Consider the following 24,679-nt stretch of genomic DNA (forward strand, 5'->3'; position numbering starts at 1 on the left):
CATTTATGAAGAATTTCAAAGTTTGTATTCAGTTCCCGAAATTTGGCTTTTTTTGGATATTCAATTGTAAATTGATCAATTTTTTGTTCTTTACATAAAATATGATATGCCTTTTTATTGACTTTATAAACCCATAAAGACGTAAGTAATAACTCATAAAAACCGTTGGGCAATTAATCATCGGGATCAATATTTAACTTGGCATCATTCAAAAATAATATGGTTTTGTTATCAAAAATACAGAAATTTGAAAAAACTGCCCTGTCATGGTTTTATGGGATGTTTGACGCTATGGCTAGGGCTGAAACACTCAAACAATTTTTGCATAATTATCTGTAACTTTTACATATTAATTTTCCAGGGGCTGGTATGGACAATTTTTTTTGGCTATGGTAAGCACAGTAAAAACCGCCATAACCAAAATGGGTTTAGGAGGACTGTAGCATTGTTTTTGGCATTTTGTGGAAGTGTAATTTGGCGATGGGAAATTTAAAAGTTGAAACTGAGATGAAAGCTGTAATTCTATTGTCTGGAGGATTAGACTCTTCGACAGTTTTGTATCAAGCCAAAGCTGATGGTTATGAATGTCATCCAATTTCTTTTGATTACCAGCAGCGACATCGGCGAGAGTTGCACTCAGCTTTCTTGGTGGCTCAAACACTGGGGGTAGTTAAACATCAGGTTGTCAATTTTGATTTAAGACTATGGGGCGGTTCGGCACTGACAGATGAAACGATTAATTTACCCCAAGAGCGATCGCTTGATGAGATGTCGCAAAATATTCCAGTCACCTACGTACCTGCACGTAATACGATCTTTTTAAGCTTTGCCCTGGGTTATGCTGAAGCGATCGCAGCCCAACGGGTCTACATTGGTGTTAACGCTCTAGATTACTCTGGATATCCTGATTGCCGTCCCGACTACATCCAGGCGATGCAGAAAGTTTTTCAGCTTGGAACCAAACAAGGACGGGAGGGCAACCCCATCAAAATTGTTGCACCCCTAATTGATTTGAAAAAAACCGAAATCATCCAACTTGGCAACCAATTGGGAGTTCCTTGGGAGCTTACTTGGTCTTGCTATGCAGGTAGCGATGTTGCTTGCGGTGTCTGTGATTCTTGTCGTTTAAGGCTAGCAGCTTTTGCCGAATTGGGGTTAAAAGACCCATTGCCATATAGTCCGTAGAGAGTGGCGGGGGAGAAGAGGCAGGGGTGCAGGGTGCAGGGTGCAGGGGGGAGAAGAGGCAGGGGTGCAGGGTGCAGGGTGCAGGGGGGAGAAGAGGCAGGGGTGCAGGGTGCAGGGTGCAGGGGGGAGAAGAGGCAGGGGTGCAGGGTGCAGGGTGCAGGGGGGAGAAGAGGCAGGGGTGCAGGGTGCAGGGTGCAGGGGGGAGAAGAGGCAGGGGTGCAGGGTGCAGGGTGCAGGGGGGAGAAGAGGCAGGGGTGCAGGGTGCAGGGTGCAGGGGGGAGAAGAGGCAGGGGTGCAGGGTGCAGGGTGCAGGGGGGAGAAGAGGCAGGGGTGCAGGGTGCAGGGTGCAGGGGGGAGAAGAGGCAGGGGTGCAGGGTGCAGGGTGCAGGGGGGAGAAGAGGCAGGGGTGCAGGGTGCAGGGTGCAGGGGGGAGAAGACGGTGGTAACTTCCCAATGACCAATGACCAATGACCAATGACCAATGACCAATGACTAATGACCAATGACCAATGACCAATGACCAATGACCAATGACCAATGACCAATGACCATTATTTTGCTTCTAAGCGTCGCACTTGAATTTGATGCAGGCGTGGTCCGACGGCTGACACTACGGTAAATTCCAGATTTTCATAGTAGAAGGTTTCGTCTTTGACGGGAATTTTCTGTAATTGATACAGCACAAAACCACCCAAGGTTTGGTAATCCTTTGTTAGGGGTAAGTTGAGATGTAAAACTTCGTTGAGGTCTTCGAGGTTGATTTGGGCTTGCACTAAAAATGTGTTGTTGTCTAACATTTCCACCAGCAAGTCGTCGATGTTGTCCGGTTCGCCTGCGTTACCAATAATTTCGGCTATGACATCTTGGATTGTCACCAATCCCACAGTACCGCCAAATTCATTGACAACTATCACCATAGCGGGCTTTTCTTGCTGCATCATAGGTAATAGTTCACTCAAAGGCGTTTGTTCTGGTACAAACCGGGCGTGACGCATCCAAGGTTGGATATTTGCTTCTGGAGTCAGTTTCCCCATTGCCAAGGGTTGTGCCAAATCTTTAAAATAAACTATACCGCGAATGTCATCTAAAGACTCTCCAATAATGGGATAGCGCGAGTGTCCAGTAGAGATCATTTCCTGAAGTAAGGTCTGGAAAGTGGCATCTTTTGATAAGGCGACAATGCTAGTTCGGGGAGTCATGACTTCTTCGGCTATGACATCGCCAAACTCAAAGACATTATTCAGCAATTTTCTCTCTGAAAGCTGTAAACCAGTTGATTCTCGTTCTGTGGAGATGATGAGCTGTAATTCCTCTGGAGTCACAGGCGATCGCCAACTTTGTCCCGTGTATTCAATGCCAAAAAGCCGCAACAAAAATCGGGTTGATTGGTTGAGAATCCAGATAAAGGGGTTAAAAAAGCGGACAATTGCTTTAACTGAAGGCCCCAAAAATCTCGCCAAATCCTCCGAATACAACATAGCTACTGATTTAGGACATAGTTCACCTAAAACAATTTGCAGATAAGCTATCAAAAAAAAGGCGATGGGAATTGATAGGGAATGAGCGAGAAAATTACTCATCTCTAAGGGTAAAGGCCAGGTTTTTAGCCATGACTTCACCAGGACGACAATGGAACTTTCGCCAATCCATCCCAACGCCAAACTAGAAAGGGTAATACCTAACTGAGTTGTAGATAATAATCTTTCAATACTACGTTGTAGTCCTTCAACAGCGATCGCCGGAATATCTCCAGCCTTAACCAGTTGATGAATACGCGATCGCCTGACTGTCACCATTGAAAACTCTGCCGTCACAAAAAAAGCATTGATAGCAATCAGCAATAGCACTGATAACAATCTCAGCCCCACATCCGTCCAAACTAAGCTAGAAAAACCAATCACAGCCAAAGCTCGTGTAAAAATCACGCCCCCATTTTGGAATTAGGTATTGAGTATTGGACAATCATCTTCACCAATCCCCAGTCCCCAATCCCCATCATCTACCTTTCTACAGGAACATTTAACACCTCTAGCTTTAATCTTTGAGCCGGATAATCTGTCAGAGACAGGGATATCTTATTCACATCATCGAGCAAAGCCGTAGGAATAATTACCGTACCGGAAACAATTGGGCTATCAGGAGTTAATTCTGTTGGTAAACCCTCTGTGCTAGCACTCAGGGTTCGTCCTTTGTCGTCGCTAACATCCAAAAAACTATACAAAAAGCGCACAGAATCAGTACCTTTATTCTGCATATTCACTCTCATGAGTAAATCACCCCCAGAGTAGCGAACAGATTGCACAGCAAAAGTTACACCCTCACTCTCGGCGGTAACTGGAAAACCTGGTTGGAGTTTTTCTGCAACCACTGCTGGGGGTTTTTCCTGGGGCTTCTGCTTACTGCTTCTGGTTTCCTCGTCATATTCGTCTAATTTTTCTGATTTAGCCGCCTTGGTCTTACCCTCAATTCGAGCCTTGACAATTTTGAGGATTTCATCTTCTTTCAAGAGTGCGACCCCTAACTGTTGAGAGTTATTGGTCTTACTGCTACGAAATTTAGTCGTGGGGCGGCCATCTGGTGTTGATACACCTTTGAGCGCTGAACTCCCCATCTCGAAACCGAAAAACGCACTCACAGAACCTGCACCCAGCATCAGGATTAACAATATTAAAGTTAAAAGTACAGTGGAATTTATTTTCATTGCTGACAAGCTATTACGAAAAATGCTGCCCTATTCTAAGCGTATTAAAGATTAAAAGTATTGAAGCTATGTTCCGAAATCCTTAAAGGAACTTAATCAATAATAGTCTGCACTATTTCTGATAATATATGTAATATGAATATCTGATAAATTCTTATCGAGTTCACACAAAGCGTACAATTATGCTACAATAGAAATCGACCAGGGTTGGCCGAGCGGTTGAGGCAGCAAACTCATAATTTGCCCAAGGCAGGTTCAACTCCTGCACCCTGGATTTTATGATTCTGATTAGAGACGCTTAATTACGTCTCTACAAGTAATCTTGGAGGTAGGAACTAACAAATAAAAAAATACCCCTAAATTGCTTGTGGAACGGGCAAAGATGCCCGCTAATCACCAAGTGTGGCAGTATTTCAGCACTTTTACCGTTATTTCATCGATTCAAATCGGAACTCAGTGCCAACTCTCAGCTTTTCCGCATTCAAGCGAGGAGACATCAGCAAAGATGTGTCATAAGGATTGGGTAAATCTGGAGTCCGCAGATAGGGGTCATTGCTTACCTGCTGTTTCATGACATCACGGTAGAGAGTGTTAAGTAACTCAGCATCGCGGGCAATTTCGTTTTCTGGGAAAGAATTACGGAAAACCGAACCAGAACCCATAAGTGATTCTAGCTGACGCTTGGGGGTGCTATTCTCGTAGAAGTTGCGATCGTTTTGAAAAAAAGCTCGCTCAAATGTATCATTTGTAGTTTCATAATTGGGTGTTTCTGTCTCAGCAACTACAACAGCAGGAAAAGCCACACCAGAAACTAGCAACGCCAATAAACCACCAAAGGTTTTAAAATTAATACCCATATTCTGTACTCCTCAACTTTTGGGCGATCGTAACTTATGCTTAATTTCAGAACTCTGATTAGTTCAACCTTTGGTGTAACATAATTTTGCCTGTTTTGTAATGACGTATACTACTGAAACCTTTACCCAATCAGATAGTGCAGCTACTACTGACCTGACAACCCTGCACGACAAACTACTAAATTTATTTTGCCAACTCGCTTATCAAGAGGGTGATTTTGTCCTTTCTTCAGGACAAAGCAGTTCTTACTACATTAATGGTAAGCAGGTAACTCTTCATCCCCAAGGGGCTTTAGCCATTGGTCGTATTCTTTTATCCCTGTTACCTACAGAGACTCAAGCTGTAGCCGGTTTAACATTGGGTGCTGATCCCATTGTGTCAGCCGTGAGTGTGGTTTCTGCTTATGAAAATCGCCCCATACCAGCGCTGATTATTCGGAAAGAAGCCAAAGGTCATGGGACAAGGGCTTATATTGAGGGGCCAAATTTGCCAGAAGGTGCAAAAGTCATCGTTTTGGAAGATGTGGTGACAACGGGGAAATCAGCGATGACAGCCGTTGAGCGTCTTCGGGAAGCTGGTTATACGGTTGATACCGTAATTACACTTGTAGACCGACTACAAGGTGGCGCAGAGTTTTATCAGTCAGTGGGGTTGAACTTTAAGACGGTATTCACAATTGCTGACCTTCAAAAACGGTATCAACAATTAGCTAATTAGTCAGGGGATGAGAGTCGCAGCGCGACTCTCATAACACAATTTTGAATATTTTTATCTAATACTTGTAGAAGCATCTAAGTAAAATTCTGGTGATTTAGCTCGTAGTAACGGCTTAAGCCCTTAATTCAGGACTAAAGTCCTGACTACAAACCTTTAATTATTTACGCCGACTTACTTACAACACCATGACAAAATCCGCAGATGTCAGCACAAAACGTTTGATTAGCCTCGCACCTGATAACTGGGTAAAATGGGTAACGCAAATTCCCGATATTACAGCACAGGAAATACTCAACTCAGAATTTCAGTGGATAAGTCGAGAAAGTGATGTTTTAATTCGTGCTAAAAGTCCCCAGTACGGCAATTTTCTGGTTCTCAATGAATTACAACTGCGTCCCACATTGGATATGCCTCGGAGAATGCGTGCTTATGCAGCACTTGCAGAAGAAAAATATAAATTGCTAACATATCCTGTGTTAATCAACATTCTCAAAACTACAAATGCAGAAATCTCTACAACTTATGAATCAAATATTGCTGGTTTGCGGGCAATTCAAGATTATCGCGTGATTAATTTGTGGGAAGTTGATGTAAATATTGCTTTTGAACAACCCCTACCATCTTTGCTTCCATTTGTGCCAATTCTCAAAGGTGGTGAAAATGAGTCTACAATTCGAGAAGCGCTACAAATACTCAGGGCTGATGAACAATTAAATCAACTTGAGACGGTGTTAGCATTTTTTGCTACTTTTGTATTAGATAGCGCCTTAGTTCAGGAAATCATGAGGTGGGATATGGCTGTATTACGCGAATCGCCTTGGTATAAAGAAATTGAGCAGCGTGGAGTAGAACAAGGACGAAGGGAAGAGCTATTTTTGAGTATTGAGATGTTACTAGAGATGAAGTTTGGCAACGAAGGTTTGGAGTTGATGCCGACCATCTCTCAAGTGAATGATTTGGAGCGATTGAAATCATTTCAACAGGCAATTAAAACTGCTAATACAGTGGAAGATTTGCGAGAGATTTTGTAATGCGCTCTCCCTTTTTCTACTGCATAATAATTTAGCAAACCTTCTATCTTCATCTGATAGATACTCTTCTTTCGGCATTTTTACGATCAAAGGCTAGCCATTCTTCTTTGGTCATGCGACGGACATTTTCTATTCGTTTAGTAGCCCAATAGTTATACTCAATATTTAGATCACATCCCATCCAGTAACGATTAAGTTGTTCTGCAACTACAACAGTTGTTCCTGAACCTGAAAAGGGATCAATAATCAAATCTCCTTCTTGAGAAGATGCTAATACAAATTTTCTAATTAATTCTTCTGGTTTTTGAGTTGGGTGGGGTGTTTTCTCATCCATTCCATTACAAGTAGTAGGAATTTCTATTACGTCTTTAGGCTTTGCACCTTTTGGGTTAGGTGTCCAGTTATTGTGTTTCTTCTTTGTTCCTTTTCCGTAGGCGCTGGTTTCTGCTTGGGGGTGAGAGGGATATTTTAATGTGTGTGCGCCATAAGGAATTCGCACATCGTCAATGTTGAGTTTAACGGAATCAGATTTACGAAAATGAATGATACTTTCATGGGAACGTCCCCAATCATTACCTAAGTTAGCTTTGTTTTTATAATGCCAGATTAACCAACGGCAACTTTTAAAATATTTTGATGCTGGATGTTTTAAATCAGCTAATATTTCCGAAAAACCACAAATATAAAGAGAGCCAGTAGATTTGAGAATACGTGAAGCTTGGCTAATCCATTGAATAGACCACTCGATATATTTCTCTTGGTTTTCAAAGTTGTCCCACTCAGCTTTTTTAATGTTATAAGGTGGGTCAGCAAAGACTAGATCAATGCTTTCAGATTCCAGTGATGTCAGCCAATCTATGGAATTACCTTGATAAAGTTTGCCGTGAGGATGTGTGTATTGCAGTTGAAATCCCTGTGTTAAAGGTTGCAATTTTTTTTCATTGATTTATGGGATTTTGGCTTAGAGAAGAATGGAACAACGAACCGCCTTCGCGCAGCGTATGCCCGAAGGGCTTTAGACGCAAAGAACGCCAAGGACAAGCACTTTGTCAGCTTGCTAGTTTCATCATAGGCGATCGCACATAGTAAATATTGAAAGTGTCGAAAAAAGCGTATATGAGAAATTTATAATGTCGTAATTATGGTAAAGTATAATTTTATAGCCCAATAAACGATTAATTCAATGAGTGAATTATTGACTCGTATCACGCAAATTCCGGGTCAATGTGGGGGTCGTCCTTGCATTCGAGGTATGAGAATTAGAGTCAGCGACATTTTAGAAATGTTAGCGGAAAATGTCAGCGTTAGCGAAATTCTAGAGGACTTTCCTGATTTAGAACCAGAAGATATTCAAGCTTGTCTTTTGTTTGCTGCACGTCGCACTGATTTTGTCCGGTTGACAGCATGAAGATTTGGATTGATGCTCAGTATTACACTAGCACAAACTATATAGTATTTTAAATTACTTTTGTTCTGTTTCTAAATAACTGTCAATTACAGCCATAATATTTACACCTGTTAATTTAATATAATCGTCCATATATTTTGTTAGTGGTGTAAATGTTTCTTGACTTGAAGAATACGTTGGAAGCCAAAATTCACTTTTTATATCTAATTCTTTCAACGGGCTTTTAGTATTTTCTAAATGCTTTTGTAGGAGATATTCATAAACAAATTCTTTTCTAATACTTCTGCTTTTAATTTCTTCTATATTGTCTGGATTTGTGTAATAGTCAGATGTAAAGTATTTTATATCAATAATGCTAAATTGACTTAGAGTAACTTTAATAAACTCTTGAAATAATTTCTCTAGGTTTTCTTTACCTCCAGCACTTCCTAATAATGAGACTATAAACACTTCATAAGGTTCAAGATATTTTTTGTGAAAATCTTTAAAACATAAAAATCCCTTGTTTATAGCTACCACAAAAATATGGTTTAAGCTACACATTAGTTGTATTTCTTTGCGAATTAAGTCGGCAGACATTTTTTTGTAATCAGTTTCCCAATAAGAATAAAATTTACTCGGTAGTGAGGTAAATGTAATGTAACTATTATTAGTTGGAAATATTTTCTTTAGTTCATCAAAAGTATGATGTCCTCCAGGTTGTTGTGAATAAGCAATTTTTATATTTCCACGATATGCTTTATTTATTTTGTAAAAAAATTCAGTGTGATAATAAATGTTTTGTTGATATACTTTATCCCAATGCTTTCCTGGCGTAAGTTGATATGTTATATAAGTTTTATTCTGTTTTATAAAGTCTGAAAGAATAACTGCATCAGGGAATATATTAGTGCCATTAACACTGAATATTCCTGAAATATCAATCACTTTATTACAAATATTCCATGTACTTAAAATTTTGTCAGATATAAATCTCTTATCCAAATAAAGAATAAAAGCAGGGTTTACTGTTTTAACTAAGTATGTTAAACACATTGACTCCCAGATAGTATTGAAATTACTAAATCCCCAAACTTTACCTTGAATAGAAGTGTCTAATTCTCCAAACAAAAATTTTTTAATCGCCTCGTAAAAATCCCAATAATCACTATCTTTAATTGGAGTATAATGATCAATTAATTCTAAAGCATCTTTTAATTCATTAATAACTTGCAGATAATATTTTTCATTAAATAAACTATATTCGTAACCTAAATATTTTTCTTTAAATCTTTCGGCTAAAGAGTCGATTTCAGGATTAACTTCTTGTTTTAATTGTTCCTTAATTTCATTCAAAATATAACAATACATGGCAACTATATCAGTTGCATCAAAATGTATTTCTTTTCGGGGTAAATTCATAGCATCAATATAAATTGCACCGTTATTTAGAAAAACAGCTTTGTTTAAATAACTGTGTAATTTACTGTAGTCTAATCTTTCTGATTTACCTAATCTGCTAATAAGACCGAGTATTTTTAATTCATCATAAGCATCTAGTATGCTTCCCAAAGCATCAATTTTAGAATAAAAAATATTTTTGCTATCCTCATCAGATGTAATTTCTGAACCAGTATCAACCTCAAGAACTCCGTCTCGATTATTAGCTTGGTTATTTTTCTTTAAATACCCTTTTTCAATACAGATTTGTTTAAAGACATTTAACGTTCGATAAAGACGGAAAAATAAATCACGTTTTGCATCAAAAGTGTTAATATCATCTTCAGAAAACCCTTTGGGGATATAAAATATAAATTTTGAACCTTCCTTTTGTATTCCTACAAAGGAATATTTATTGTTAACGCTAAGTTCTAATTCTCCAAAATTTATCATTTTCCTTTAGCTTAAATCTTTTTGTTAGATAAATAAAAAATATGTCATCAGAATTCAGTTTCCTTAATAGCCTTAATAGCTTTAACTTTTTTTGGCGCTAATTCATGTATAAATTCAAAAGATAAATTAGCAAAATCAGCATAGGTAATCAATTTTACTCCTAGTAATTCTTCTAATGGTCTTCTATCTTTTGCAAAAACACTATCCCAAAGATAAAACATGAGCTTATTTTTAATTGCTGCTTCTGTAATTTCACTATTTTTATCAGCTTTTAAAAACCACCAACCAATCTGTTTATCTTCGATTCTTCTAATAGATTGATGATGAGATTTTATAAATTCATTTAATCTAATTACCAAATCAGACCAAATAAATTTATCGTCAGCTATAAATACAAATACATCTTTAATTTTTTCAGGTATATCTTCAGAAAATTTGCTATTAGGTACATCTACATATTCCCAATCCCAGCGTCTTTTAAATGCACTATCAAGATAATAGATTGATTCATCTGATGTATTTATGGTTGCAATAATAGATAGATTACTTGGAATAGTAATACTACCATTTTTCAGATTTTCTAAGACGCGCAAGCCATAGTTATTACTTTTGTCTCTTAAATCTTTTTCGGCAAGATCACAAAGAATATTAAAGTTACTGTAATTAATAGTTATATTTTCATTAATAATTACAGATCCCATTGCTCGCCAAAGTCCAACTATCTCAAGTTCCGATAAATTAACTTCATAAGTTGACCAACAATCTTCATCTCTATCTAATAACTGAAAAATTGACCCAAATATTGCCGCAGCATTACCCCTATTTAATTCATCTATTACTAACAAGACATTTTCATTAGTACCCTCAATTATTTTTTTGTATGCTAAACCTAAAGCACGTAAAAAATGACCTTCATAAAATTTATATATTACCGAACTAGTTCCATCTGTTTGTGGTAAAAGCTTACCGACAAAATCTGAATAAGTATATTCTGGATGAAAAACTGTTTTAATTGTATTTTTTAAATATTTAGTTTGTTCATTCCACTCTATCTCCAGTTCTTTTTTTGCAATCTCATGAATTTTATAGCTTTTTCCTGTTCCTGGACTTCCAAAAAGAATCTTCTGAATTGGTGGCATTTTTCAACCTTAAATACTTTAGATGATTATTACAATAAAATTAGTCTACTCAGGCAGACTTTGTTTGTATCGCCCTAGATGTCTATATGAATGGCTATAAACTCAAAATAATGCCTTGAAAAATTAATTTAAATATTAATTAAATTGTTTTTTCACAGCTTCATAAATTTCGAGAGTGATTAGAGAAATATTATTCTCCTCAGCATAGGTTTCAATCTTTTTACGGGCAAAAGGACGGACAAAAAAAGGGATTTCCTTGAGTTTAGCTTCAGCGTCAGCAGTCCATTTAATTGATTCACTCATTGATTTTTAGGGCTTAATTTCGATATAAAGATTTGAATTAATGTAAAGTTATCCTCAACATGAATATCGTTACCAGGTTAACCCCAGTAACGACATTTAACGAGAATTAACTTAACCTTGAGTTACAGGTTCCTTCGCCAAGAACTTCTCAAGTTCAGTCAACGCATCAGCATCAACCTTGGTTTGCATGGGGCAGAACTTAGGACCACACATGGAACAAAATTCAGCAGTTTTATAAATATCTGCTGGTAGAGTTTCGTCGTGATATTCCTTAGCTCTTTCGGGATCTAAAGATAATTCAAACTGACGATTCCAATCAAAGTTATAACGGGCTGCTGAGAGTTCATCATCTCTGTCTCTCGCACCTGGGCGATGTCTAGCAATATCCGCAGCATGAGCCGCTATTTTATAAGCAATCAAACCATTGCGGACATCTTCGGCATTGGGTAAGCCTAAATGTTCTTTTGGTGTCACATAACACAGCATGGCTGTACCGTACCACCCAGCCATTGCCGCCCCAATTGCCGAGGTAATGTGGTCATAACCAGGAGCAATATCTGTTACTAGTGGTCCCAATACATAGAAAGGTGCTTCAGAACACTCTTCCATCTGCTTGCGGACATTGAACTCAATTTGATCCATTGGGACGTGTCCAGGCCCTTCTACCATCACCTGTACATCATGTTCCCAAGCTCTGCGGGTTAGCTGTCCGAGGGTTTTCAGTTCTGCTAATTGTGCAGCATCTGAGGCATCATGAGTACAGCCAGGACGCAGGGAATCACCCAAACTGAAAGAAACATCATATCTTTTGAAAATCTCAATGATGTCGTTGTAATGGGTATACAGGGGGTTTTGTTTGTGGTGATGCAGCATCCACCGCGCCAAAATACCACCACCACGAGAGACAATACCAGTAATCCGGTCTCTGACTAACGGTAAATGTTCAATTAAAATCCCGGCGTGAATAGTTTGATAATCTACACCTTGTTGGGCGTGTTTTTCGATAATGTGCAGAAAGTCGTCGGCGGTGAGATTTTCAATTGTGCCGTGGACACTTTCTAAAGCTTGATAAACTGGTACTGTGCCAATAGGAATAGATGAAGCATTAATAATAGCGGTGCGAATTTCATCTAAGTTACCGCCACCTGTGGACAAGTCCATGAGGGTGTCAGCACCGTATTTCACAGCTAGGTTCAACTTATCCACTTCTTCTTGAAGATTGGAAGAGTTAGGAGAAGCGCCGATATTAGCATTAACTTTACATCTGGAAGCGATGCCGATCGCCATCGGTTCTAAATTGGTGTGATTAATGTTAGCAGGGATAATCATCCGTCCCCGCGCCACTTCATCACGAATCAGGTCTACAGGCAGGTTTTCCCGCTTGGCCACGTAGTGCATTTCTTCAGTAATCACACCCTGGCGTGCGTAGTGCATCTGAGTTACGTTACTCTGGCCACGACGTTTAGCAACCCATTCTGTCCGCATATTTGAATTCCTCGATAAACAGCTTCCCTCCGCTGGTATTAGCCAGACTCAGGTGTTAAGGGTGTGATCTCAGCCTGATTTTTCAGGCACCCCTAGCATGAATGAAATTGTACCACCTTAGTTAAGAATACGGGTCGGGCTGTTTACAATTCATCAGGTAAGGGGTTTTCGGTGCTTGGGTTCTGGGTTTTTTTTATCTCGCGCATTCGCCGAAGGCGTTCCCGAAGGGTAGGCGCATTCGTTGAAAACGTTCCCGCAGGGTAGGCGCAAAGAAGAAGGGGAAAGAAGAAGGGGATTGATTCATTGGCTATACTGAAGGCGATCGCATTCTTTAAACATCATCAGGTTCCCTTCCCAGATGACGTAAGTATTTATGGCTAACCATTATCGATATATTATTTTTTACAAGCCCTATGGAGTTCTCAGCCAGTTTACGCAGGAAACACCGAAGCATAGTACGTTGAAAGACTATATCCCGGTTCGGGATGTTTATCCGGTGGGGCGTTTGGACTGGGACAGCGAAGGTTTATTATTATTGACGAACGATGGACAGTTACAACATCGCCTCGCTCATCCTCGCTTTGGACATCAACGCACTTACTGGGTACAGGTTGAGCGCATTCCTGATGTGGATGCAATTAACAAGTTACAAACAGGTGTGGAAATTCAAGGTTATCGCACTCAACCAGCAGAAGTTAGGTTGTTGTTAGCAGCAACCCAGCTACCTGAACGTAACCCGCCAATTAGATTTCGGAAAAATGTTCCCACAGCTTGGTTAGAAATGACATTGACTGAGGGAAAAAATCGCCAAGTGCGGCGAATGACTGCGGCTGTAGGATTTCCCACTTTGCGACTGGTGAGGGTAAACATAGCCCATCTCAATCTGGATGGTTTAGATTTGGGTGAGTGGCGCGACCTGATGCCTTCAGAACTGGAATTTTTGCATAATTTGCCGAAAAACTACAAAGTTTCTAGGGCTAGTACCCCAAGGCGGAAATAAAAATTAGCTACCAATATCTGAAATATTTGGCTAATATGTGTCACAATTAATACAGCCACCAAAATTCATTGGTAAAACCATAATTAATTGTACTTGTACTCTAGGCAGGGGCAGCCAATTGTGGCACTTTGGATCTTAGTGACTAAAAGCAGCTTGGAACGGGATGAAGGAACTTCCATTATGCTGATTTGCCCTCAGTGTACATTTGAAAACCCCAATAGTAACAAATTCTGTCAAAGCTGTGGTGCATCCCTGACCCACAAAGTTTGTCCTGAGTGCAGTACGGAAGTGCCGGTGAACGCACAATTTTGTCATAACTGTAATGCGGAATGCGGGACAGTTTGGCAAGCAATTATTGCCAAGTCAGGGAATGAGAGTTGGGAATTAGGAACTGGGGAAGAAACACAAGAGACGACTGTAGCTCCTTCTATCTCTCTATTACAACTCACAGCAGGTTCTTATTTAGACCCAGAACAGCGTTATCAATTGTTAGAACCGCTATCAGCCGCCGAGGAAAATTTATCTCAGGCTGAAATATGCCTAAAAGTGTTGGACTGTAAGCCATATCAAATATCGCCAATTGAGGCTATGCTAGCCAATCAGCAACAGGGACTGGTGATACCATCGGTTCAAGTAAGTGAACTTTCTGGCCTTGCTAAAGCTTATCTTGTCTTGCAATCCCAAATTCATCCAGGTATACCAGCAATTCATGATGCCTGGCAACAAGATGATATGCAGGTGCTACTGATTGAAGACCGTTCAAATTGGCAATCTTTACTCGATTTATGGCAATCTGAAACAACATCTAGGTTAGAAATTTTACACTGCCTTTATCAGATGACCCAACTTTGGACTGTTTTGGAAACAGTGAATTGTCGTCAAAGTTTGTTGAATTTGTCGAATTTGCGCTTAGATGAAGACCAAACATTGGCGCTACAGCGATTGTATGTAGATTCACTGTTGCCAAACTCTATGATGGGATCATGTCAAGAGTCAGAAGGAGAAACATTTACAATTCCAGAGGAACCTTTAACTATTCAAGCTTTGGGGCAAGTTTGGCAAGCACTATTTAGACAGTCCCAACGAACTCAATTTGGTTCTGTAATACATATTTTGGAAGATTTGGCAAGGGGTAAAATTCAAACAGTTGAGATGTTGCGATCGCGTTTAAAGGAAATCGCGGCTGAACTAGAAACACCCGACACCACAAAGTCTGATCCAATAGAAGAAGATGATGACGATGATACTGCCGCACCGACTATTTTGCAATCAGATGATTTAAAAGATTTCTCTGAGAAAGCTGATGATTTGCCCACTGTTGTGCTGCCAATGCAATTGAGTAGTTTAGACGATGCAGGGCGCACTGATGTAGGTCGTCAACGTAATTATAATGAGGACTGCTTTGGGATTTCAACCAAAATTAACAAGCTGGAATTTCCGCAAAACCGAGTTCTAGAAGCCCGTGGTTTGTATATCCTCTGTGATGGTATGGGTGGACACGCAGGGGGTGAGGTAGCCAGTGAGTTAGCAGTTAATACTCTCAGACAATACTTTGATCAACATTGGATTACTAACCAAATACCTACGGAAAATATGATCCGTGAGGCGGTATATTTAGCTAATCAAGCAATTTATGAGGTAAATCAAGAAGAAGCCCGTTCTGGCATCAAGCGCATGGGTACTACCTTGGTGATGCTTTTAATTAAAGGTACTCAAGCCGCAGTAGCCCATGTGGGAGATAGTCGCCTTTACCGCGTGACACGTAAGCGGGGCTTGGAACAAATCACCGTTGATCACGAAGTAGGTCAACGAGAAATTTCTAGAGGAGTGGAAGCTAGTATAGCCTATGCCCGTCCGGATGCCTACCAGCTGACTCAAGCCTTGGGGCCTCGTGATCAACATTCAATTAATCCCGATGTAGAATTTTTCCAGATTACTGAAGATAGCCTCTTCATTCTGGTATCAGATGGTTTATCAGATAATGATGTCCTAGAAATTTATGGACAGGCTTACCTCATTCCCTTGCTGAGTTCTGGGGTTAATTTGGAAAAGGGAGTCACAGGCTTAATTAATTTAGCAAATCAATACAATGGGCATGACAATATTACTGCTATACTTATCCGGGCCAAATTGCGCCCCAATCTGGATGGTTAAAAATATAGAGAGCGTGGGAAGTAGTGAGTTATTTCCCCATTCCTCATCCCAATATCTAACTTTTTAAGCTTATGTAGGTTGTATTGTGCTTATTCTGACACTGTTAGAGCCGCAAAAAAAAACGCCACTGCAACAGTGGTGCTTTGAAAATTCCTCTGTAATTCGCATTGGTCGAGCGGTGGATAATGATGTGGTTTTATCTGATAGTTTGGTTTCGCGGCACCATTTGGAACTCAGACAAGTTAATTCTGCTAAAAATAAAAATGTCTGTTGTTGGCAGGTAATTAGTAAAGGCACTAATGGCACTTTTTTGGAGGGTATGCTGGTGCTTCAGTGCGATTTGCCGGATAGTGGGCTGCTGCAATTGGCACAGGGAGGGCCAATATTACAATTACAATTTCAGGATATCCCAGATACTGTGGTGCGATCGCCTGAAGCTGTCAATGCTGAAGAAAATACGCCGGCAAATTTAGCCTACACTTGTAAGCACGAAGGTAATTCGCCGAATAATCTCTTTTGTATTCATTGCGGTCAACCCATCTCAACTCAACAGAAAATTCGGCAATATCAGGTGTTGCGAACTCTAGGACAGGGAGGTATGGGTACTACTTTTCTGGCTTGGGATGCAGCAGGTCGAATGCCAGGAAAACCACAATTGTTGGTTTTAAAACAAATGAATGCTGACATGGCTAAAATTGCCAAAGCCCAAGAATTATTTGAACGGGAGGCGCATACTCTCAAATCCCTTAACCATTCGGGGATTCCCAAGTATTACGACTTTTTTGTAGTTGGGGGCAAAAAATACTTGGCGATGGAATTAGTTCATGGTGAGGATTTAGAAAAAAGAATTTATGCTACAGGTCCAGTGCCACCCAGCCAGGCGATCGCTTGGATGATTCAAACCTGCGACATATTAGAATATCTCCATGGACAAAATCCACCACTAATACACCGTGACATCAAACCCGCTAACCTGATGGTGCGAAATTCCGGTAATCAGATAGTAGTGTTAGATTTTGGGGCTGTGAAGGAGATTGGCACCACACCAGGCACTCGTATTGGTGCAGAAGGTTACTGTGCGCCCGAACAAGAGCGGGGACAACCCTTAACGCAATCCGATTTATATGCCATTGGTCCGACTTTAATTTTTCTCCTCACCGGCGAAAATCCTTTCAACTTTTATCGTTACCGGAAACAAAATTCCGGGTTTGACGTAGCCAATATTCCCACAATTACTCCTCAACTCAGAGAAATTATTGAACGCGTTACGCAGCATTTGCCACGCGATCGCTACCAAAGTGCTAAAGAACTGGCTGTAGCATTAGCTGCTTGCCCAGTATAGGGAGTGGGGAGTGGGGAGAAGAGGAACGGGTGCAGGGGGCAGGGTGCAGGGGAGAAGAGGAACGGTTTTTAAGTAACCGGAAGTTTAAAGTAATTTCTCACTCCCCCTTGCTCCGGTGCTCCGGTGCGCCCCTGCCTCTTCTGGGGAGTAGTGAGTATGAGAAATACCTACTCCCAGTGCTTTATACCCTACTCTTCGTCCCAAGCTTCTACTGAGAGCAAATCGCCAATTGGATCTTGCATACTGAAGCCAAAGTCTTGCAGTTCCTGTTTCCAGTGCTGCCAGTCGTTGCCGTAGAGTAATGCAATTTTCCAAATGCTATCAGTTGGTTTGATAATATTGGATTCAATGAGTGATTGCACGTTACGCTGCAATTTCACCATTGGGTGAATCACTTGCTGAGTCATAGCCTCGATTCAATTCTGATTTTGTTTGGTAAATACTTGATCAAAACTGCTTTCCGTTTTGCAATTGTCATCGATGCGTGGAGTATTGTAATTGGCAAAGCTAGTCTTAACTATTCTACTATACCATAACAAACTCTGCTACTTGGTGAGAAAATTCGGTTTTGTACGGTAATCACCACTACATAACTTAAATTCTGCCCAGCCATCATCTTAGATGCTATACGGACAAGCTAGCCATCCGAAAAGTTACATGAAAAATCTGCTGGGGACGACCTGGAAATTTTTTGGTTTTATAGTCACCAGAATTTGTGTGATTGTTAAAAGACCATAGAACCGATGGGTTTTGATGATTTTAGCGTAATGGTGCAAAAAAATGATTACGCATATTTAACCCTTATATAGACTATCGCAAACATCTAGAAATAAACATACTTCTGACAAATCTTTATAAAAATTTAATTATTGCGCTCTTGCGATCGCGCTCTGGGGAAAATATGCTGCTACAAAGCTTGTTTCTCCAGCAAAAAGGTTACAGGGTGATCATTTTGGATAGCAACTTGCATCATTGCACCAAATTGACCCCCCATAGAAAAACCTACTCAATGTGAAAATTGAAGGGTAAACGAGTGTAAATCCCGTGAGGATCATTCATCTTTTGAAGAATGACCATTTCCTGTTGGAGTTTTTGTAATTCCGCCATCAAGGGATGAGATGGTTGAACTGACACCCCGGCCATTCCTAACATAGTGGTGATTTCTTGAATCGCCCGCCCAAAAAAGCGTTCTTCCAAAGTACTGACTCTGGGATATTCTTGTAATTCCCAATCGTTGTCCAGTTTAGCTTCCTTGGCAGCATATTCAATAGCAGCATTCAGACCACCTATTTCATCCACCAAACCGATTTGTTTAGCGGATATTCCTGACCAAACTCGTCCTTGGGCAATTTCTGCCACTTTTGGGGCTGGTAAATTCCGACCTTGAACAACTCTATCGAGGAACAGATTATAAATGCGGTTAACACTGCGTTGATAAATTTCTAACTCCTGGGGTGATTTTGGGCGCGTCGGGGTTTGACTATCGGCATAACGTGCAGTTTTGACAGTATCCCAGGTGATACCATTATCATTCGCCAGTTTTTGCCCATTCAAAAGCACACCAAACACGCCTATGGAGCCTGTAATGGTAGTTGGTTCCGCAAAAATGCGGTTGGAATCGGTAGCAATCCAATAACCACCAGAGGCGGCGATATCACCCATTGATACCACAACAGGTTTGACCTCGCGAGTCAATTGTACTTCTCGCTGCATGATCTCGGATGCGGTAGCGCTACCTCCGGGGCTATTAATTCGCAAGACAACTGCTTTGACATCATTATCGTGACGTAGTTGATTCAAGATTCTGGCAAAGCGATCGCCTCCTATTTGCTGATCTTCACCTCTACCATCGACAATTTCACCCTCAGCATAAACCACAGCAATTTTATTTTGAGAGTTGCGTTCTACACCTAGTGATTTTCCGGGAACTTGAGCGTAGTTTCTCAGATTAATTTGCTCAAAGGTGCGATCTGTTTCGTCGCTGGCTGTTAACTTCTTGAGGTCGTTAACTACCTCATCCAGGTATCCTACCTGATCCACCAAACCACGCTCTTTGGCTTCAGTGGCTGTCAGTAAAGCCTGAGTATCGGCGATCGCTTGCAACTGTTGAGGAGTCATTTTGCGACTAGAACTGACTGTAGTTCGCCAATCTCCCCAAACATCGTCCAATAATTTTTGGATTTGTTGGCGGTTTTCTGGACTCAACTCTTGGAGGATAAATGGTTCGACGGCTCCTTTAAATTTGCCCACCCGCACGACTTGAACACCAATTCCGAACTTGTCTAAAGCCCCAGCTAGAAACGTCGGTTGGCTAGTTAAACCATTGACTTCCATCAAGCCTATGGGATTAAGGGTGATTGTATCCGCCACCGAACTCAGATAATAATCCTTTTCACTCAAGCCCACGCCATAGGCGACAACCTTTTTCCCAGATTCGCGGAACTTCTTCAGCGCCTGGCGAATTTCTGTCAGAGAAGCAAAGCCCATGTTACCAGATGCACTTGTTCCTGTTGCGTCTAAATATATACCGACAATTCGCGGATCAAGCCTGGCCTTTTCCAAGGTATCGAGAACGCTACGCAGTGTCATCCTTGGGGCTTCTGCTCCTGATAATGCTTGTTGTAGCAATTCGCTAGAACCGGGGGGGGTATCGGTAATATTCATTGACAAGTCAAAAACCACGATTGACTGATCTTTGACTTGGGGAGTAGTATCTCTGGAGGTGGTAACTGCAAATAACAGGAATATTATTCCTGTTGTGCTGATACCGAAGAAGATCATCAGTCCCAGTACAGTACCTATTAAACTGGCAAAAGTTTGTTTAAAAAAATTACGCATTTCAGTTATTTAGTTAATCATATTTTTACGTAAAGTTCTTGAGTTCTGCAAGTTATTTGATGTCGTGTTGCCAGTACAAAATAATACTGTCGTAATTTCGGCAATTAACACCTGAACTAAATCATACAATGCGGCTTCCGATTCCACTGCGGCTTGTAAAAAAGGCATCGCTAAACCACCAATATCTGCTCCTAGAGCGATCGCCTTGGCGACATCTAGTCCATGACGTAAACCCCCCGAAGCAATTAAGGGTACATCAGGTGCGATCGCCCGAATACTTGTGATACACTCTGCCGTAGGTAAACCCCAATCAGCAAATGTCCTCCCTAAGCGCCTTTGCAAGGCATTTTCCGCCCGTTCACTTTCCACCATAGCCCAATCTGCTTTGCGTGACTGGGTTTGTTCTGAATTTTTGGTAGGGGCGTTCACTGGTAAATATAACTCACAGCAATTGTAATAACTATTGTGACAGGTGTCGGAATTTTGTGGTGTTAGTTTGTTCTACCTGGATTTCCCCCCTGCATTTCTTCAATTTTAAACATACTAATTAATACTCCCGCTATAGGAATTGATAAAAATACCCCTACTAAACCTGCTACTTTTGCCCCTATTAATAAAGCAAAGAACATGAAGACTGGATTCATATTTATTGAGCCTTGCATAATGCGCGGCATAAGTAAATTTTCTTCCACTTGCTGAAGGATTACACTACCGATTAAAACTTGCACACTTACCCAAATACCTTGAGGTAGAGCAATGAGAGCAACTAGGGTAATTCCAATTGTAGCGCCAATGCCAGGAATCAAATCAAATACTCCGGCGATCGCCGCTAAAAATAAGGCATAAGGTAATTGAATAAAAATAAATACAACAAATATAGAACCACCGAAAAATAAAGATAATAATAAACGACCCCAAAAGAAGCCTAAAAAGTTCTGCTGGATGGCTAAAGTCACCTGATTACGAACATTTCTAGGAAAAAATTTCATAAGAAAATCCCAAACCCTTTTGCCATCTAACAACATAAAAAAAGCTACAACTGCAATCAAAATTAAATCTACTAAATTAATTAATAAACCTTGAAATGTTGCCCATCCCGTGCCAATTCCTGCTAAAATTTGATTGCGTAAGGCCTCCTCAATTAGTTGGAAATCCACTTTAAAATTGAATTTAATTAGGATATTTTGTAATGTATTTAATAGGGAAATCACATATTCAACAAATTGAGGGGCTTGTTCAAGTAACTGTTGAAATTGAGATAATATAGCAAAACCTAGAGTTACTATCAATCCTACCAAAACCAGCAGACTCACTAAAAAAACCACAATAACTGCAATACCATGTGGTAAAAAACGTTCAGACCACTTGACTGGATAACTCAGCAAAAATGCCAGAATTCCAGCAAAGATAAAAATAACAATCACTGTGGAAAAATAAGCCAAAACTTGCACAATTGCCCAACCAAGAGCTAACAGTAATACATAGCGAATCAGCTTGGTATTATTCAGCTTTTCCCAAAACATTTTGATGCTTGAATCATTCATAATTTAGAGAAATTTTATAAGATTTTAGTGTGTAGTAATTATCAATACCTTCTGACAAGAATTTTCTTAATTAATTAAACATAATTTTATCTACCTAGGATGACGTTTTTTCGGTTGAAATAACTGGTGCTGCTGTTGTTCAGCCGGGAGGTGTACAGCATATTCAGAGGGAAAAATTGCCGCGCCGCGCTGTTTGGCGTAAACTTTAGTGAATTCTGCCCCTAAAAACAGAATATGAGCCGCGAAAAAAATCCAAGTGATCACAATCACAAACGAGCCAGCCACGCCATAAGCAGAACCAAAATTAGTGCGACTGAGGAACTGTCCAAATAAATACTGTCCTACCAAAAACAGCACAGAGGTGATTAACGCACCAACGATAGTATCACGCCAAGCAATCTCGGCATCTGGTAGTATACTATACATCATAGTAAACATTAATGTTGTCCCGCCAAAAGTAATCAATAAGCTCATAAATTGCCATAGATAACCTGAACCGGGAACTAATTCATTTAAAAAAATCACTAATCTTGCCAAAATTGCGTTACTTACAAAAAATAATATTAAAACAACAGCAATTACCAATACCATTAAAAAACACAATACACGTTTATGCAATAGATTTAAAACGTGGTGTCTTGGGACTGGCTTGACTTTCCAAATTCTATTGAGTGCGGCTTGAATTTGGGTGAATACTCCAGTAGCACCAAATAGTAAAAAACCAAGATTGAAGACAATTTGAAAAGTTTGTTCTCTAGAATCGACTCTCAGATTAACAATAGCTGTAGAAATTAATTTCGCCCCCTCCTCACCAAACAGTTTACTCAACTGAGAAATCACCTCTTCTTGAACCACAGATTCCCCAAAAATTGTGCCTACAATCATAATCAATAGTACCAAAAGTGGCGCTAGGGAAAATACTGAGTAATAAGCTAGTGATGAAGCTAACAGAGGGACTTCATTCAGTTGCCAATCAGAAAAAATTTCTGTTAATAACCGCCGAATTTTTCTCAAAGTTACCATAGTAACTAAATAAGGCATATTGCCGCTAAAGGAGCTTTTAATTATCTCGGAAATATACCTGAGTGTTCGCCTGTAATTTGCTTAATACAGTAGGTATAAAATGCATAAACCAGGATTTTTCTGCTAATTTTGCGAGATGATTAATTGAAAAAAATTGAAAATACCTTTGTTTTTTGATTGTAACAAGTAATGAATAAGTATACTTATTAAATTTGTCATATTCATATCACAATAGATAGAGCGATCGCTTGATACTAAATATTGATTTATTTTAATTACTAAATATCTCTCTTCTGGATGAAATAAACTTATTACTATAGATATAGCAGTCCTAAATAAATAAGTTACGAACAGAGAACACACACCCTCTTTAAGGGGAATTTCCTATATACTGATAGATATTTAATAATAAATGTATCTATCGCCACCCACCCATGAACCAGATATGTTGTCTTAACCCAGAGTGTGATAACCCGCAAGTTCCCGAAAATACGAAATTTTGCCCCAGTTGCGGAGTTCCCTTAATCACGTTGAGAAACCGCTATCGACCAATAAAATCATTGGGTGGTGGAGGATTTGCCAAAACTTATTTAGCATCAGATATTGACAAATTAAACGAAAAGTGCGTAATTAAGCAATTTGCACCCCAAACCCAAGGAACAGCAGGGTTACAAAAAGCTACAGAATTATTTTTACAAGAAGCGCAGCAATTACAACAACTCGGAGAACATCCCCAAATTCCGGCTTTGTTAGCGTATTTTAACGAAAATAATCGGCTGTATTTGGTACAACAATTTATTGATGGGGAGAATTTATTAAAGGAATTAGAACAGCAGGGAATATTTCCAGAATTAAAAATACGCGCCTTATTACAAGATTTATTATCAGTTCTGAAAGTCGTTCATAGCCAGAACATTATTCACCGGGATATTAAACCAGAGAATATCATGCGTCGTCGGAATGATCGCAAATTAATATTAATTGATTTTGGGGCATCTAAGCAACTACAGGGAACAGTGAAAACAGGAACAACCATCGGGACTTTTGGCTATTCTCCCTTAGAACAAATGCAAGATGCGAAAGTTTATCCCGCCAGTGATTTATATAGTATTGGTGCAACTTGTTTTCATTTGTTAACAAAAGTCCACCCTTGGCAACTTTGGCAGGAAGATGGTTATGGATGGGTGAAAGAATGGCGTAACCATTTACAGCAACCAATTAGTCCAGAATTGGGGCAAATTTTAGATAAGTTATTACAAAAAGATGCTCAACAACGTTATCAGTCTGCTGAAGAAGTTTTAACAGATTTAAATCCTCTCAAAATATCCCCTACAGTACATTATCGACCTCCACTCAAATCACAAACAGCAGTAAAACCTCAATTTTCCCGACCGGGTTTTATGAAACTTGCGGGGTTAGTCGTGGGAGGATTTGTTTTAGCTGTGGTGGGACAAAGTATATTTAGTCCAACGCTAAGACCAGAAGCTACTGCAAAACCAGAACCTACTCCAATATCAGAAGCTACTACAAAACCAGAACCTAGACCAATAGAAGATGGGGGACTAATATCATCTGTGGGTATGGACTATACAAAACTAAGAGATTTACTTACTGAGGGGAGGTGGAAACAAGCAAATGACGAAACAGTGAGAGTTATGTTAGTAGTCGCGAAACAGGAAAAAGAAGGTTTGCTATTTATGACAAGTGTTGAAAATTTCCCATGTAAAGACCTTCAGACTATTGACAAGTTGTGGGTAAAACATAGCAATAGCCGGTTTGGTTTTTCTGTGCAAAAACCCATTTATCAAAGTTTGGGGGGAACCAGAGAGTTCAACAGAAACATTGCAGAAGCTTTTGGAGAAAAAATAGGATGGAGGAAAGAAAGAAAATGGAAAAGCTATAGTGAGCTTACTTTTGATAAAATAGCGCCACCAGGACATCTTCCATCTGATAGGTCAGCAGGAGGTTTTCGTTGGGGTTTGACTAGAGGTATTCTCTTTTCTCGCATGGATACTTGTAAACTGTAACATCTAAACGCTTCCGCCGTGAGTATCAACTTAACAGTTACAGCAATCTCAA

The 24,679-nt window shown here is 40.0% G+C and carries 21 protein-coding genes, 1 tRNA gene, 1 pseudogene and 1 riboswitch; of the genes and pseudogenes, 10 read left to right on the plus strand and 13 right to left on the minus strand.

Going from position 1 to position 24,679, the window contains the following annotated elements; genetic code table 11:
- The first annotated feature begins 507 nt into the window (after positions 1-507).
- Positions 508-1,185: a 7-cyano-7-deazaguanine synthase QueC gene (gene queC / locus NSP_RS11260; RefSeq protein ID WP_173403338.1), complete on the plus strand. Its 678-nt coding sequence runs from the start codon at positions 508-510 to the stop codon at positions 1,183-1,185.
- A 551-nt stretch (positions 1,186-1,736) separates the two neighbouring features.
- On the opposite strand, the gene NSP_RS11270 is transcribed toward queC, so the two are convergent.
- Positions 1,737-3,110: a hemolysin family protein gene (locus tag NSP_RS11270; RefSeq protein WP_006196673.1), complete on the minus strand. Its 1,374-nt coding sequence runs from the start codon at positions 3,108-3,110 to the stop codon at positions 1,737-1,739.
- Positions 3,111-3,184: 74 nt separating this feature from the next.
- Positions 3,185-3,886 (minus strand): hypothetical protein, encoded by a 702-nt coding sequence (locus NSP_RS11275; protein ID WP_017804081.1) that lies wholly within the window; start codon positions 3,884-3,886, stop codon positions 3,185-3,187.
- A 201-nt stretch (positions 3,887-4,087) separates the two neighbouring features.
- Here NSP_RS11275 and NSP_RS11280 point away from each other — a divergent pair.
- A tRNA-Ile gene (locus tag NSP_RS11280) sits at positions 4,088-4,160 on the plus strand.
- A gap of 154 nt (positions 4,161-4,314) precedes the next feature.
- Here NSP_RS11280 and NSP_RS11285 read toward each other — a convergent pair.
- Positions 4,315-4,743, minus strand: a complete 429-nt coding sequence (locus tag NSP_RS11285; RefSeq protein WP_006196675.1) for a hypothetical protein — start codon at positions 4,741-4,743, stop codon at positions 4,315-4,317.
- Positions 4,744-4,843: 100 nt separating this feature from the next.
- On the opposite strand from NSP_RS11285, the gene pyrE reads away from it, so the two are divergent.
- Complete coding sequence (pyrE, locus tag NSP_RS11290) at positions 4,844-5,461, plus strand: orotate phosphoribosyltransferase (protein ID WP_006196677.1); 618 nt, start codon at positions 4,844-4,846, stop codon at positions 5,459-5,461.
- Positions 5,462-5,646: 185 nt separating this feature from the next.
- On the plus strand, positions 5,647-6,492 hold the full coding sequence (locus NSP_RS11295) for an RpnC/YadD family protein (RefSeq protein WP_006196678.1): 846 nt from the start codon (positions 5,647-5,649) through the stop codon (positions 6,490-6,492).
- A 49-nt stretch (positions 6,493-6,541) separates the two neighbouring features.
- Here NSP_RS11295 and NSP_RS11300 read toward each other — a convergent pair whose 3' ends face one another.
- Positions 6,542-7,423: a DNA-methyltransferase gene (locus tag NSP_RS11300; RefSeq protein ID WP_006196679.1), complete on the minus strand. Its 882-nt coding sequence runs from the start codon at positions 7,421-7,423 to the stop codon at positions 6,542-6,544.
- A 17-nt stretch (positions 7,424-7,440) separates the two neighbouring features.
- On the opposite strand from NSP_RS11300, the gene NSP_RS25980 reads away from it, so the two are divergent.
- Both NSP_RS25980 and NSP_RS11305 read left to right on the plus strand, forming a co-directional pair.
- Positions 7,441-7,578 carry a hypothetical protein gene (locus NSP_RS25980; protein WP_157133659.1) on the plus strand — a complete coding sequence of 46 codons (138 nt, stop codon included), beginning with the start codon at positions 7,441-7,443 and terminating at the stop codon, positions 7,576-7,578.
- 88 nt (positions 7,579-7,666) lie between these two features.
- Complete coding sequence (locus NSP_RS11305) at positions 7,667-7,900, plus strand: DUF433 domain-containing protein (RefSeq protein ID WP_042202284.1); 234 nt, start codon at positions 7,667-7,669, stop codon at positions 7,898-7,900.
- Between the two features lie 54 nt (positions 7,901-7,954).
- On the opposite strand, the gene NSP_RS11310 is transcribed toward NSP_RS11305, so the two are convergent.
- From NSP_RS11310 to thiC, 4 genes are all read right to left on the minus strand, one after another.
- Entirely contained in the window at positions 7,955-9,772 is a 1,818-nt protein-coding gene (locus NSP_RS11310; protein ID WP_006196681.1) for a hypothetical protein, read from the minus strand.
- Between the two features lie 47 nt (positions 9,773-9,819).
- On the minus strand, positions 9,820-10,911 hold the full coding sequence (locus NSP_RS11315) for an AAA family ATPase (RefSeq protein ID WP_006196682.1): 1,092 nt from the start codon (positions 10,909-10,911) through the stop codon (positions 9,820-9,822).
- Positions 10,912-11,046: 135 nt separating this feature from the next.
- A complete protein-coding gene (locus NSP_RS11320) occupies positions 11,047-11,214 on the minus strand; it encodes a PCP reductase family protein (RefSeq protein WP_006196683.1) in 168 nt (55 codons plus the stop codon).
- Positions 11,215-11,325: 111 nt separating this feature from the next.
- A complete protein-coding gene (gene thiC / locus NSP_RS11325) occupies positions 11,326-12,699 on the minus strand; it encodes a phosphomethylpyrimidine synthase (protein ID WP_006196684.1) in 1,374 nt (457 codons plus the stop codon).
- A 7-nt stretch (positions 12,700-12,706) separates the two neighbouring features.
- Positions 12,707-12,803, minus strand: a riboswitch (TPP riboswitch).
- Between the two features lie 269 nt (positions 12,804-13,072).
- Here thiC and NSP_RS11330 point away from each other — a divergent pair.
- The 3 genes from NSP_RS11330 to NSP_RS11340 all read left to right on the plus strand — a co-directional run bounded on the left by NSP_RS11330 (position 13,073) and on the right by NSP_RS11340 (position 17,195).
- Entirely contained in the window at positions 13,073-13,699 is a 627-nt protein-coding gene (locus NSP_RS11330; protein ID WP_006196686.1) for an rRNA large subunit pseudouridine synthase E, read from the plus strand.
- Positions 13,700-13,879: 180 nt separating this feature from the next.
- Positions 13,880-15,853, plus strand: a complete 1,974-nt coding sequence (locus NSP_RS11335; RefSeq protein WP_173403340.1) for a serine/threonine phosphatase — start codon at positions 13,880-13,882, stop codon at positions 15,851-15,853.
- Between the two features lie 85 nt (positions 15,854-15,938).
- Positions 15,939-17,195: a protein kinase domain-containing protein gene (locus NSP_RS11340; RefSeq protein WP_006196688.1), complete on the plus strand. Its 1,257-nt coding sequence runs from the start codon at positions 15,939-15,941 to the stop codon at positions 17,193-17,195.
- Between the two features lie 188 nt (positions 17,196-17,383).
- Here the strand turns inward: NSP_RS11340 and NSP_RS11345 are convergent, their stop codons facing one another.
- From NSP_RS11345 to NSP_RS11365, 5 genes and pseudogenes are all read right to left on the minus strand, one after another.
- Entirely contained in the window at positions 17,384-17,602 is a 219-nt protein-coding gene (locus NSP_RS11345; protein ID WP_006196690.1) for a DUF4327 family protein, read from the minus strand.
- A 595-nt stretch (positions 17,603-18,197) separates the two neighbouring features.
- On the minus strand, positions 18,198-20,033 hold the full coding sequence (gene sppA, locus NSP_RS11350) for a signal peptide peptidase SppA (protein WP_006196693.1): 1,836 nt from the start codon (positions 20,031-20,033) through the stop codon (positions 18,198-18,200).
- Positions 20,034-20,042: 9 nt separating this feature from the next.
- A pseudogene (locus tag NSP_RS11355) lies at positions 20,043-20,411 on the minus strand (alpha-hydroxy-acid oxidizing protein); the annotation flags it as partial.
- Positions 20,412-20,524: 113 nt separating this feature from the next.
- Positions 20,525-21,577, minus strand: a complete 1,053-nt coding sequence (locus NSP_RS11360; protein WP_006196696.1) for an AI-2E family transporter — start codon at positions 21,575-21,577, stop codon at positions 20,525-20,527.
- A 90-nt stretch (positions 21,578-21,667) separates the two neighbouring features.
- Positions 21,668-22,618, minus strand: coding sequence for a YihY/virulence factor BrkB family protein (locus NSP_RS11365; protein WP_006196697.1), 951 nt, complete (start codon positions 22,616-22,618; stop codon positions 21,668-21,670).
- Between the two features lie 416 nt (positions 22,619-23,034).
- On the opposite strand from NSP_RS11365, the gene NSP_RS11370 reads away from it, so the two are divergent.
- A complete protein-coding gene (locus NSP_RS11370; RefSeq protein WP_231859578.1) occupies positions 23,035-24,627 on the plus strand; it encodes a serine/threonine-protein kinase in 1,593 nt (530 codons plus the stop codon).
- Positions 24,628-24,679 lie beyond the last annotated feature (52 nt).

Origin of the sequence: Nodularia spumigena CCY9414, assembly GCF_000340565.2 — a bacterium.
GTDB classification, from domain to species: Bacteria; Cyanobacteriota; Cyanobacteriia; order Cyanobacteriales; family Nostocaceae; genus Nodularia; species Nodularia spumigena.